Annotated in this window: 10 protein-coding genes; 3 read left to right on the top strand and 7 right to left on the bottom strand. The window is 61.8% G+C overall.

From position 1 onward, the window contains the following. Positions 1-207 precede the first annotated feature (207 nt). A complete protein-coding gene (locus tag ACQZ48_RS00695) occupies positions 208-2,019 on the top strand; it encodes an IlvD/Edd family dehydratase (RefSeq protein WP_269824117.1) in 1,812 nt (603 codons plus the stop codon). A gap of 182 nt (positions 2,020-2,201) precedes the next feature. Here ACQZ48_RS00695 and ACQZ48_RS00690 read toward each other — a convergent pair whose 3' ends face one another. From ACQZ48_RS00690 to ACQZ48_RS00660, 7 genes are all read right to left on the bottom strand, one after another. Further along, entirely contained in the window at positions 2,202-2,396 is a 195-nt protein-coding gene (locus ACQZ48_RS00690; protein ID WP_162927625.1) for a hypothetical protein, read from the bottom strand. A 149-nt stretch (positions 2,397-2,545) separates the two neighbouring features. Beyond that, positions 2,546-3,673: a pyridoxal-phosphate-dependent aminotransferase family protein gene (locus tag ACQZ48_RS00685; protein ID WP_448728358.1), complete on the bottom strand. Its 1,128-nt coding sequence runs from the start codon at positions 3,671-3,673 to the stop codon at positions 2,546-2,548. 9 nt (positions 3,674-3,682) lie between these two features. Continuing rightward, complete coding sequence (locus tag ACQZ48_RS00680) at positions 3,683-4,462, bottom strand: ABC transporter ATP-binding protein (protein ID WP_448728357.1); 780 nt, start codon at positions 4,460-4,462, stop codon at positions 3,683-3,685. After that, positions 4,459-5,262, bottom strand: a complete 804-nt coding sequence (locus ACQZ48_RS00675; RefSeq protein ID WP_137411694.1) for an ABC transporter ATP-binding protein — start codon at positions 5,260-5,262, stop codon at positions 4,459-4,461. Before ACQZ48_RS00675 ends, ACQZ48_RS00680 begins: the two co-directional genes overlap by 4 nt. Continuing rightward, entirely contained in the window at positions 5,259-6,089 is an 831-nt protein-coding gene (locus tag ACQZ48_RS00670) for an ABC transporter permease (RefSeq protein WP_448728356.1), read from the bottom strand. The genes ACQZ48_RS00675 and ACQZ48_RS00670 overlap by 4 nt, the downstream gene beginning before the upstream one ends. Beyond that, positions 6,086-7,075 (bottom strand): ABC transporter permease, encoded by a 990-nt coding sequence (locus ACQZ48_RS00665; protein WP_448728355.1) that lies wholly within the window; start codon positions 7,073-7,075, stop codon positions 6,086-6,088. The genes ACQZ48_RS00670 and ACQZ48_RS00665 overlap by 4 nt, the downstream gene beginning before the upstream one ends. Positions 7,076-7,084: 9 nt before the next feature. Next, complete coding sequence (locus ACQZ48_RS00660; protein ID WP_448728354.1) at positions 7,085-8,695, bottom strand: ABC transporter substrate-binding protein; 1,611 nt, start codon at positions 8,693-8,695, stop codon at positions 7,085-7,087. A gap of 375 nt (positions 8,696-9,070) precedes the next feature. Between ACQZ48_RS00660 and ACQZ48_RS00655 the strand changes: the two genes are divergently transcribed. Together ACQZ48_RS00655 and ACQZ48_RS00650 are read left to right on the top strand one after the other, a co-directional pair. Beyond that, positions 9,071-11,776, top strand: coding sequence for a DNA translocase FtsK (locus ACQZ48_RS00655; RefSeq protein WP_448728353.1), 2,706 nt, complete (start codon positions 9,071-9,073; stop codon positions 11,774-11,776). Between the two features lie 90 nt (positions 11,777-11,866). After that, positions 11,867-12,943: an Ldh family oxidoreductase gene (locus tag ACQZ48_RS00650; RefSeq protein WP_448728352.1), complete on the top strand. Its 1,077-nt coding sequence runs from the start codon at positions 11,867-11,869 to the stop codon at positions 12,941-12,943. The last annotated feature ends 12 nt before the right edge of the window (positions 12,944-12,955 follow it).

Here is a 12,955-nt window from a genome sequence, read left to right as displayed (position 1 = left end):
ATTCCGTTGCGTAATCCCGCGATGGGCGTAAATGCCGAAAAATATTCGGTTAAAGCCGAAGTGCAGCTCGATGCCACTCGTCTGGGCTCACTCTGTCGGTTATGCGTGATCTCCGAAACGCTGATTCCATTTTCCTTGTGCGCAACATAAGCTTGTCGCATTTCGTAATATTTTACCGTTGGCCACTTCCGGCTGGAGACCCGCATCATGACGACATCTGATAATCTTCCTGCAACTCAGGGCAAGCTGCGTTCGCGCGCGTGGTTTGACAATCCCGCGAATGCGGACATGACGGCGCTTTATCTCGAGCGCTACATGAACTTCGGTCTCAGCCAGGCCGAACTGCAGTCCGATCGCCCGATCATCGGTATCGCGCAGACGGGCTCCGACCTTTCCCCCTGCAACCGCCACCACCTGGAGCTGGCAAGCCGCCTGCGTGAAGGTATCCGTGAAGCCGGCGGCATCGCGATTGAATTTCCCGTGCATCCGATTCAGGAAACCGGTAAGCGCCCAACCGCCGGTCTTGACCGCAACCTCGCTTATCTCGGCCTCGTGGAAGTGCTTTACGGTTATCCGCTCGACGGCGTCGTCCTGACCATCGGCTGCGACAAGACCACGCCTGCCTGTCTCATGGCGGCGGCCACCGTCAACATTCCGGCCATCGCCCTTTCCGTCGGCCCCATGCTGAACGGCTGGTTCCGGGGCGAACGCACCGGTTCCGGCACCATCGTCTGGAAGGCGCGCGAACTGCTGGCGAAGGGTGAGATCGATTACCAGGGCTTCGTCAAGCTCGTCGCCTCGTCGGCTCCCTCCACCGGTTATTGCAACACCATGGGCACGGCAACGACCATGAACTCGCTTGCCGAAGCGCTGGGCATGCAGCTTCCGGGCTCCGCCGCCATTCCGGCGCCTTACCGTGACCGTCAGGAAGTCTCCTATCTTACCGGCCTGCGCATCGTCGAAATGGTGAAGGAAGACCTCAAGCCTTCCGACATCATGACCAAAGACGCCTTCATCAACGCCATCCGCGTCAACTCGGCCATCGGCGGCTCCACCAACGCGCCGATCCACCTGAACGGCCTTGCGCGCCACGTCGGCGTCGAGCTGACGGTGGATGACTGGCAGACCTATGGCGAAGACGTGCCGCTGCTCGTCAACCTGCAGCCGGCCGGCGAATATCTGGGCGAGGATTATTACCATGCGGGTGGCGTTCCCGCCGTCGTCAACCAGCTGATGACCCAGGGACTGATCATGGAAGACGCCATGACGGTCAACGGCAAGACCATCGGCGACAATTGCCGTGGCGCGATCATCGAAGACGAGAAGGTCATCCGCCCCTATGAGCAGCCGCTCAAGGAGCGCGCCGGCTTCCGCGTTCTGCGGGGCAACCTATTCTCCTCCGCCATCATGAAGACGAGCGTGATCTCGGAAGAGTTCCGCAACCGTTACCTCTCCAACCCGAACGATCCGGAAGCCTTCGAAGGCCGTGCCGTGGTGTTCGACGGTCCGGAGGACTACCATCACCGCATCGACGATCCGTCGCTGAAGATCGACGCCAATACCATCCTCTTCATGCGCGGCGCCGGTCCCATCGGTTACCCGGGTGCGGCGGAAGTGGTGAACATGCGCGCACCGGATTATCTTCTCAAAGAAGGCGTCAATTCGCTGCCCTGCATCGGCGATGGCCGCCAGTCCGGCACGTCGGGCAGCCCGTCCATCCTCAACGCTTCACCGGAAGCGGCGGCAGGCGGCGGTCTCGCCATCCTGCAGACGGGCGACCGCGTTCGCATCGATGTCGGCCGCGGCAAGGCGGATATCCTGATTTCCGGCGAGGAACTGGCGAAGCGTTACGAGGCGCTTTCCGCCGAGGGCGGTTACAAGTTCCCCGACCACCAGACGCCATGGCAGGAAATCCAGCGCGGTATCGTCAGCCAGATGGAAACCGGCGCGGTTCTGGAACCGGCCGTGAAGTACCAGCGCATTGCCCAGACCAAGGGCCTGCCGCGCGACAACCATTAACATCCATCGTCGGATTTGCGCGGCCTCGAGGTTTTCCCGGGGCCGCTTTTCGTTTGGTTTGATGGTAAACTGAAAATATCGAGGTTACGGCGCTTGTCTGGCGCAGTAGCCCACGCGCCCCGTAGCGATGAGGCAACGGAAAACCTATTTTGCCGATGGTTTAAAAGCTTGCCAGGCAGGCGTCAGATCACCGGGTAAAGCGACCAGAAGAACAGCTCATATTCCTGATCGCGGTCGTCATCGTGCGACTCGTCGTCGGGTCTGCGCGGCGTTTTGTCCTGAAACTCGGTCTCCACCCGCTCCTTGACGACGGGCATCCTTCGGCCGATGCCAAAGAGGTCAAAGGAGAGCATGTTGAAACCTGCTACCATGGCCATTTCCCTTCTTCACGCGAGTTAACAGTGTGTTAAGTTTCGCGCGTTGCCATGATTTCGTCAAGATTGGCCGGGGAATTTGTCTACCATTTTTAACGACAATGCCGTGACTGACATTTCAACGCTGCAGGATTCGGCGCAATGAACGTTTATCAGGGGCGTTGAACGCTGTTCGCAGGAGAGTCAAAATAGGTTTTTTCGGCCGCTTCCAGCGCGGAATCGGTATCTGCGGCATGGCCGAGGCTTTTCAGGGCGCTGGCGAAGGCCGCGATATTGGCTTTCACAGCCTCCGGATGCGCCCGCCGACCGGTGTGATTGAGCCTTATCAGTCGTTCAGCGCCGGGGCCAACACCGTAAGAAAGATCTGCGCCCTGTTTTTTGGATGCAGCCGCGAGAAAATCTCCGGCTTCCAGGGTATCCGGCAGGATCGCCGTGGAAACGAGGGCGGAGGCGTGCGCCTCCTCCACCCAGGTCAGGATACCGAGCGCCCTGATGCCGCTCCGGGTGGCCGCCGCCGCTCTTTCGTGGCGTTCGTTGGCGGATGCCAGACCTTCCGCCTCTATCCTGTCGAGGGCGGCCTCCAGCGCGTAGAATTCCAGCGGAGCGGGCGTTCCGGGCAGCGCGCCGCGGCCGGCATCGAGCCAGAGTTTTTTCTGGTCCAGAAGCGAGAGCATGGAGTTTTCCAGCGCCCTACCATGCGAAAATAGATCCCACGCCCGTTCACTGATGGAAATGGCGGAAACCCCGGCCGGGCCTGCCAGCGCCTTTTGCGGGCCGATGACGGCGATATCGATGCCCAGCCGGTCGACCTCGAAGGTATGGCCGCCGATGGACGCCACGGCGTCGACAAGGGTCACGATACCCCTTTGCCGAGCGAGCGCGGCAATGGCGGGCAGGGGGTTGAGAATGCCGCTTGCCGATTCCGCATGGACGATGGCGAGAAGATCGAAGTCCGGGCCCTCGTTCAGCGCCCGCTCCACCTCCTCCAGCGTGACCGGCTTTGCGGGACTGGTTGTCAGGTTGCGCACCGTCGCGCCGCCTCTATTGAGCCAGCCGCCGAACCATGCGCCATAGGGGCTGGTGACGATGTTGAGCGCTCTAAGACCCGGTCGGGCAAGGCTCGTCGCCGCCGCCTCGAGTGCCAGCACGGCTTCCGCCTGTATGAGAAGGACGTCGTTGCCCGTGCCCATCAAGGCTGCCAGTCGATCAGCCAGAATGGCGTAACGCTCCGCGGGAAAAGCGGGTGGGTCAAGCAGCAATGCATAATCGGGAACGGGCATGTCTTTTCCTTACGTGGCAATGGTCAGGCGCGGTGCGGCGTCGATCAGGGTTCTGGCGGTCGAGGATTGCGGCGCCGAAACGATATTTCCCGTCCTGCCGATTTCAACGATCTGTCCCGCTTCCATGATGGCGACGCGGTGGCAGACGGCGCGGATAACCGCGAGATCATGGGAGACGAAAATACAGGAAACGGCCGTCTCCCGCTGTATTTCCACCAGCAGTTCGAGGATTTGCCGGCGAACCGAAACATCGAGCGCGGAGACGGCCTCGTCCAGAATGAGAAGCGACGGTTCGAGCGCAATAGCCCGTGCAATCGCGACACGCTGTCTTTGGCCGCCGGAAAGCTCGAAGACCGAGCGGCCGGCATAGCTGGCGGGCAGGCCCACGCGCTCGAGAAGACGGTGTATTTCCGCCGCGCGGTCGCGTCTTTTCACCATGCAATGGATGCGCAGCGGTTCACCGATGGCATCCTCGACGCTGGCGCGCGGATTGAAGGCGCCATGCGTGTCCTGAAACACCATCTGCATATGCCGGCGGGCGGCGCGAAGCTTGCCTCCGTCAAGCGCCAGCCAGTCACGGCCTTTGAAATGGATCGTGCCTCCGTCGGGCGGGATCAACCGCATCAGAATGCGCGCCAGCGTCGATTTCCCGCAGCCGGAGGGACCGGCAAGTCCCAGGGTCTCGCCGGGCTGAAGCGAAAAAGAGATGTCGGCAAGCGCCGCCACTGTTCTTGCGCCGGTGCGATAGGTTTTCGACAATCCGTCGACCCGCAGAAGGGCTTCGTTCATGACGCGGCCTCGCTGATGAACGGCGGAGTGGAGAGATCGAGATAATCGGCAAGCAGCGCGCGCGTATAGTCATGGGCAGGCGTGGAAAGCACCCGCCGCGTCGGGCCGTGTTCCACCAGCAGCCCCGCGCGCAGAACCGCGATCTCGTCGGCAAGGCTGGAGGCAAGGCCGATATCATGGGTGATGAACACCAGCGTTTTGTTTTCCCGCCGCACCAGATCGTCCAGCAGCATGGCGATGGCGGCCTGGCTGACAGTATCGAGCGCGCTCGTGGCTTCGTCGGCGATCAGGATCGAAGGATTGGCGGCAATGGCGGCGGCAATTGCCACGCGCTGTCTCTGGCCGCCGGAAAGCTGGTGCGGATAGGCGGCAAGCAGGTGGGAAGGATGCGGCAGCCGCACCCGGTCCAGAAGGTCGCGGGCAAGATCGCGCGCCTTCCTCCACGACAGATCGAGATGCCGAACGGCGCCTTCCGCCACCTGTTCGCCGATGGTGAGAACCGGGTTCAGCGTCGCGCCGGTATCTTGAAAGATCGTACCGATATCGCGTCCGGGCTGCGGCCTGCCGTGAAACAGGCCGCTATCGCGGCTCCAGGAAATATCGCCGGAAACCCGCGCATTGCCGGGAAGAAGACCGGCAATGGCTCTGCCGAGCGTGGATTTTCCCGAACCGCTTTCGCCGATGATCGCCAGCCTCTGCCCCTGCCGGATCGTCAGCGAAACAGTCTGCAGTGCCGGTGCATCGCCTGCCGCATAAAAAACGCTGAGATCGTCGATCCGGCATAGCGCATTTCCGCTCATGGCTCTTGCCTCCTCGTCGCCATCGCCCTGTTGACGCCTTCTGCGAAAAGATAAACGCCGAGAACGGTGACCAGAAGGCCGATGCCGGGGATGACAGATAAAAACGCGGCCGAGCGCAGGACGTTACGTCCTTCGGCAATCATAGAACCCCAGGTGACGATATTGGGATCGCCAAGTCCGAGGAAGGACAGCGCCGCTTCGGTGAGAATGGCTGCCGCGACGATGATGGCGGCCAGCGCCAGAACCGGCGGCAGGGCGTTCGGTAAAATCTGCCGGAAGGCGATTTCTAACGGATGCATGCCGATGGCGCGGGCGGATTGAACATAATCGCGCTCGCGTATGCTCAAGACCTGCGCCCGCATCAGCCGCGCCGGATCCGCCCATGCGCCGAGCGCAATGGCGAGAATGACAATGGGCATGGAAGGGCCGATGGTGCTGACGAAGGCGAGCGCGAGCAAGAAATTCGGCACGATCTGGAAGGCGTCGGTGACGCGCATCAGTGCTTCATCCACGAGGCCACCTGCAAAACCGGCAATGGTGCCGATGACGGCGCCGATCACCAGCGCCGCGGCGGCGGCGCCAATGCCAACGAGCAAAGAGGACTGCGCGCCGTGGGCAAGTTTGGCCAGCACATCTCGGCCGAGCCGGTCGGTGCCGAGAGGCAAAGCGGCATCCGTAAAGGGCGCGATCAGCGGCTCACCGGCGATGGCCAGCGGGTCACCGGGAAAAACGACGGGCGCGGCGAGCGCCGTCACGGCAAGCAGCGCCAGAATGATGGCGCCTGTGGCGCCTTCGAAACTGCGCAGCAGCCGGAGAGCGAAACTCATGCCTGTCGCTCCCCGCTGCCGATGCGCGGATCGAGAACGGCATAGAGAATGTCGACGGCGAGATTGACGAGGATGACGAAGACGGCGCTTGTTAGAATAATGCCCATCAAAAGCGGCGTGTCGCGACCGCTGACCGCCTCCTGCGCCAGCCGGCCAAAGCCGGGAATGGCAAAGACGCTTTCAACTACGACGCTGCCGCCCAGCATGGTTGCGGCCTGCAGGCCAAGCACGGTGACGAGCGGAAGAGCGGCATTGCGCGCGACATGGCGCAGCACGATCCGCCGTTTGGAAAGCCCTTTTGACCTGGCGAACAGCACGAAATCCAGCGGCCAGACCGCCGCCATGGCGGTGCGCATGACGCGCAGGAAAAGCGCGAGATAAATGAGGCCGAGGCTGGCGACCGGCAACACGAGATGGCGGGCAATATCGAGCGCCCTTGCAAATCCCTGTTTGCCCGAGGCGATGGTTTCGATGCCGGACGTGGGCAGCCATTTGAGTTGAACGGCAAAGACGATTGCGAGCACGAGGCCAAGCCAGAAGCCGGGCGTGGCGTAAAGCGCCAGCGAAAACGTTGAAAGCACGCGGTCCGCCAGCCCGCCAGGACGCGCCCCCGCAACGATGCCAAGCCCGGTGCCGAGGATGAAGGCGAGTGTGGTAGCGCTGCCCATAAGGAGAAGCGTGTTCGGCAGTCGCTCGAGGATCAACCCCAGCACAGGGCGGTCGAAGGCAAGCGACCAGCCGAGATCGAGCCGCAGCACCGAGCTGGCATAGAGCCAGAAACGGGCCAGCACCGAACCGTTCAGGCCATATTGCTCGCGCAATACATCCCTGAGCCCGGCATCACCGCCGCCGATGGAGACGAGATAGGCGTCTACCGCGTCTCCGGATGCGTGTTCAAGCAGTACGAAGGTGAAGACGAGGACAATCAGCAGCACCGGAATGGCGCTGACTGCCCTACGCTTCAGCAATGTTGTTGCACGCTTCACGGCGCGTCCTCAGCCGTCGACCGTCGTATCCGCCCAGTTGGAGACGGCCCAGCGGGGATTGCTGGCGACATGTTTGACCGTATCGCGCGCCACGGTAATGAAGCCCCATTCGGCAACGTTGATCAGCGGCAGATCGGCGGCGACCTGCTTCTGGAAATCCTTGTAAAGCGCCGTGCGTACCGCCGTATCGACCGTTATCGCCGCATTGTCGATCAGTTCGTCCAGAGTCTTGTTCTCGTAACCGCCCTGGTTGGAGAAGCCGACGCCGGTCGGAATGCCGGAACGCACGAGAATGGTGGTGGAAATTGCCGGGTCGCCGCGGAAGACCGGCGGCGCGATGGCGAGATCGAAGGCATGATCGGTGTAAACGGCCTTCTGGTGAGCGGCTGAATCATTGTTGACCAATTCGGCATCGATGCCGATTTCCTGCAACGCCTGACGAAGATAGGAGCCGAACTGCCTGGTTTCATTGAAGTAAGGCGCCGGCAGAAGTTTCAGCGAGAAACGTGTTCCGTTCGGGCCGCGTGCATAACCCGCCTCGTCCAGCAGGGCGTTGGCCTTGGCCACATCGAAATCATAGGTCTCGACATCGTCGGTGTAGAATTCAGGGGCGTTCTTCGGTATCGGGCCGGTGGATGCCGTGGCGTAACCGAGGAAGATCTTGTCGATGACGAATTTTTTGTCGATGGCGTGGGCGATGGCCTTCCGGACCTTGAGGTCGGCCAGTTCCTTGCGGCGGTGATTAATTTCCACCACCAGCTGATAGGTCAGCGCCTCGTAACCATCGGCGATAACCTTGATCCCAGGCACCTTCGAGATGCGGTCGAGATCGGCCAGCGGCACGGCGGAGAAGGCGGCCAGCTGTATTTCTTCCGCTTCCAGCGCCGAGGCAGCGCCTGCGCGGTCGGGCAAGACGCGATAGATGATCTCTTCGAGCTGCGGTTCGTCCTTGCCCCAGTAATTGGGATTGCGGGTCAGGCGATAATATTCGCCGGGTTTGTATTCGGCAAAGACGAAAGGCCCGGTGCCGACCGGTTTGGTATTGGCCGGGTTGGTGGCGATATCGGTGCCTTCATAAAGATGTTTCGGCACGACGCTGGTAACGACCGGCAGCGCGTTGCGGATGAGCTGGAACGGCGTTGGCTTGGAGAAGCGGAAGATTGCCGTGTGTTCATCCGGCGTGTCGACCTTATCGAGATTGGCAAAGACCAGCCGTCCGAGGTTTTGCAATGGTTTCCAGACGTAGAGCGCCGAAAAGGCAACGTCCGCGGAGGTAAAGGGTTTGCCATCATGCCAGGTCACGCCCTCACGCAGCTTGAAGGTGGCGCTTAACCCGTCATCCGATCCCGCCCATTCGGTTGCGAGGCGCGGTTCCAGGCCGTCCTTGCCGTTGAAGGAGGCCTCGGCCAGCGGCTCGATGATCTTGCTGGCAATATAAAACACGCCGTTTGAGGCGACGATCGCCGGATTGAGGTTCTTCGGCTCCGAATCGGCCGCAACGATCAACCTTCCGCCGGGCGCCGCCTGCTGCGCAGCGGCAATGCCTGCCAGCCCCGTGGTTGCGGCAAGAAGAAGCGAGGTCTTGAGAAGCGAGCGACGGGACAGATGGACAGGCGACATGATTCACTCCGGAAATGAGGGCTGGACGGGCCTTTCCGCTTGGGCCGCGGCAGGCCGATCTTAAGGCTGCAACCTCGGCAGTGTCCACGTTAATTCGCGGGCTTTACAGCAATGATTTTACGTTGCGCGCACCGTTGCGGAAACAATATGCTTTCCGGCGGCAATACGCTTTTCTCACCGTGTCATCTTGCCCTCGGTAATGCTCTGAAAATTTGATATAACCTAATAAAATTAAGTGGTTGATATGCCATGCTCTCGGTGGCATGTGCCCCGTGCCGCCTGTTGACGGAACGAAAATCTACCTCATCGACCCCGTTTGGAAAGGGGTAATTAACCTTTATTTTTTATTTCAGGGAGACCGAAATATGTACGTTTATGATGAGTGTGCACGCTGCCATGAGCTTCTCCCGATCCAGATTCCAGAATTCGTCCAATAGCGTAGGGGAGGGGAGCGAGAAGGCTCGTCATGCCGGCGGCCAGTCGGTTGCCGGTCAGCAGACGGCGGCGATGAAGGCCGGCGCGGCACCCAAGCCGAATGCCGATGTCAGCGCAGCCGACGCCATCGAAGGCCGCGCCGAGATGCCCGGCTGGCAGAATGCTTTCGTGCTCGGCCCGAATGTCCGTTTCACCCGCACGCCGGAAAGCGCGTTTGCGCGGCGCATGCCGGTCGAGACCCCCAATATTCCGGAGGAGGAAGTCCCTGCTGTCGCTCCGGCTGAAGCACCGGAGCCGGAAGTGGTGGAGCAGCAACAGGCTGTGCAGCAGGAGGTTGCTCCTGTCTCTCAACCGGTCATAAAGCCGGCGGAGCCGCGCATGCCGCCGCCGCGCATGCCGTTCCTGCCGCAGCCGCCGGAGGCCCGGGGTGCGAGGGCGTTGACCTACAAATTGCGGCTGGAGCTTGCCCGCAAGCAGGCGGAAGAGGCGGCTGCCGCTGCCCGGGCGCCGGTTCAGGCGGAGGTTTCCCTAGCTTCAGAAGCGCCCGCGCAGCAGATATTCTCGCCGGTTCAGCCGCCATCCGTCGAACCCGCCATCGATGCAGTTCAGACCACCGCGCCGCAGGCTGCCATTCCGGCTTTCGCCGCCCATCTGCCGGATGAGCTGTTCTGGGAAGTGATGACGCTTGATCTGCCGGGCGCTGCCGGCGAGGGCGTCTCCGCGTCCGCGCGCGCCGTTCTTGCAAATTCGGTCACGGCACCTGCTGTTGTCGCGCCGGTCGCCCTTGCATCGCCGGCGGCCGCGGCGACCGTACTTTCGTCCGTGCCTCCGGTCATCACCGTGCCGGGTGGTTCCGCAATCCGGCTTTACCGCGAGATCGGCGTGCGCCAGTCCGTCGTTCCTGCGGCCCTTCCGGTCGTTGAACAGGAAGTCGCGCCGCCGGCCGTTGCGGAAACGCCAATGGTTGTCGAAGCGCCGAAACCTGTGGAGCAGGTTCAGCCGGTTGAGAGAATTACGGCAGAGCCGCGCTTTACGCCGCGCGCACCCATCCAGGCCTCGCAGCCGATGTTCCGCGACGCGCCTGTCTTTGCCGAAGGCGAATATGAATATCCCTCCATCGATCTTCTGCAGGAAGCCCGTGTCCAGCAGACCACGACCATGACGCCGGAAGCGCTGGAGCAGAGCGCCGGTCTTCTCGAAAGCGTGCTGGAGGATTTCGGCATCAAGGGCGAGATCATCGATGTTCGTCCAGGCCCGGTCGTCACGCTGTACGAATTCGAGCCCGCGCCCGGCGTCAAGTCCTCGCGCGTCATCGGCCTCTCGGACGATATCGCCCGCTCCATGTCGGCGCTTTCCGCGCGTGTCGCCGTCGTACCCGGCCGCAATGTCATCGGCATCGAATTGCCGAACCCGGTGCGTGAGACGGTTTATCTGCGCGAATTGATCGAAGCGACCGACTACGCCGAGACCCGCCAGAAGCTCGCACTTTGCCTCGGCAAGACCATCGGCGGCGAACCTGTTATCGCCGAACTGGCGAAGATGCCGCACCTTCTGGTCGCGGGCACCACCGGTTCGGGCAAGTCGGTCGCCATCAACACCATGATCCTTTCACTGCTCTATCGCCTGAAGCCGGAAGAGTGCCGCCTGATCATGGTCGATCCCAAGATGCTCGAGCTTTCGGTTTATGACGGCATTCCGCATCTTCTGACGCCTGTGGTCACCGATCCGAAAAAGGCGGTGATGGCCCTGAAATGGGCCGTGCGTGAGATGGAAGACCGTTATCGCAAGATGTCGCGTCTCGGCGTGCGCAATATCGACGGGTACAATGCAAGGGCCGCTGCTGCCCGCGCCAAGGGCGAGACGGTGTTCTGCAACGTGCAGACCGGGTTTGATCGCGCCACCGGCGAGGCGGTCTACGAGCAGGAGGAAATGGACCTCACGGCCATGCCTTACATCGTCGTCATCGTCGATGAAATGGCTGACCTGATGATGGTCGCGGGCAAGGAAATCGAAGGGGCGATCCAGCGCCTGGCGCAGATGGCGCGCGCCGCGGGCATTCATCTCATCATGGCAACGCAGCGCCCGTCGGTCGATGTCATTACAGGCACGATCAAGGCCAACTTCCCGACCCGCATCTCCTTCCAGGTAACCTCGAAGATCGACAGCCGCACCATCCTTGGCGAACAGGGCGCGGAACACCTGCTCGGCCAGGGCGACATGCTGCACATGATGGGCGGCGGCCGCATCGCCCGTGTCCACGGCCCCTTCGTCTCCGATGAGGAAGTGGAGAAGGTTGTCGCGCATCTGAAGACCCAAGGACGTCCGGAATATCTCGGCACCGTCACCGAAGATGCTGATGAGGCCGATGAGGAGGTCGAAGAGGAAGCCGCTGTTTTCGACAAGACCGCCATGGGTGAGGACGATAGCGACGATCTCTACGAGAAGGCTGTCAAGGTGGTGATGCGCGACAAGAAGTGCTCCACATCCTATATCCAGCGCCGCCTGTCCGTGGGCTATAATCGCGCCGCTTCGCTGGTCGAGCGCATGGAACAGGAAGGCATTGTCGGGCCTGCCAATCATGTCGGCAAACGCGCGATCATCGCCGGCGAACGCTCTTCTTACGATGCCACGGGAGCGGAAGACTGATTGAGCCTTCGGGCGCGCGATATTCGATTGCAAAAACGCGCCCCGTGAATAGCTTGTGCGGCATGGATTCTGGAATTGGGAGGATTCCCTATGGCGCACAGCACTGAAAAAGCCAACGTCCTGGCGAGGCTGGATGAGCTGGAGCGGTTTTGCCGCGCCGTTTTCCTGGCCGCCGGCACCGATGACGAAACGGCCGATTCGGCGACGCGCGCCATGATGCACGGCACAAGGCTCGGTGTGGACAGCCACGGCGTCCGCCTGCTCGCCCATTATATTACCGCGCTCGAAGGTGGACGTCTCAATCGGCGGCCGCAGATCCGCCGCGTTTCGGGCTTCGGTGCGGTGGAGACGATCGACGCCGACCATGCCCATGGCGCCCGTGCCACCTATGCGGCGATGGACAGCGCCATGGCGCTCGCGGAAAAATTCGGCATTGGCGCGGTGGCGATCCGTAACTCATCGCATTTCGGCCCCGCCGGCGCTTATGCGCTGGAAGCGGCGCGACAGGGTTATATCGGCCTCACCTTTTGCAATTCCGACAGTTTCGTGCGCCTGCATGATGGCGCCATGCGTTTCCACGGCACCAACCCCATTGCCATCGGTGTGCCGGCAGCGGACGGCATGCCCTGGCTGCTGGATATGGCGACGAGTGCCGTGCCCTATAACCGCGTTCTGCTTTACCGCAGCCTTGGCCAGCAATTGCCGCAAGGCGTCGCTTCGGATGGCGATGGCGTCGATACGCGCGATCCCAATGCCGCCGAGATGCTTGCCCCTGTAGGCGGTGAGTTCGGGTTCAAGGGCGCGGCGCTTGCGGGAATGGTCGAGATTTTCAGCGCTGTTCTCTCCGGCATGAAGCTCAGTTTCGATCTCGCTCCCATGGGCGGGCCGGATTTTTCAACGCCGCGCGGGCTCGGAGCCTTTGTTCTGGCACTGAAGCCGGAGGCCTTCCTGGAGCGCGACGTGTTCGACGAGGGCATGAAACGTTATCTCGAGGTTCTGCGTGGATCCCCTGTGCGGGAAGACTGCAAGGTCATGGCGCCGGGTGATCGGGAGTGGGCGGTGGCGGCAAGGCGGGAGAGGGAAGGCGCCCCTGTCGATCCCGTCACACGGGCGGCCTTTTCAGAACTTGCGGAAAAATTCTTGCTCAGCCTGCCCGCCTATCATTAAAGCGGCCAGTAC

The sequence above is a fragment of the Agrobacterium sp. 22-209-1 genome (genome assembly GCF_053522485.1).
Note: the sequence above shows the minus strand (reverse complement) of the source record. Positions and strands in the feature narration are given on the sequence as shown.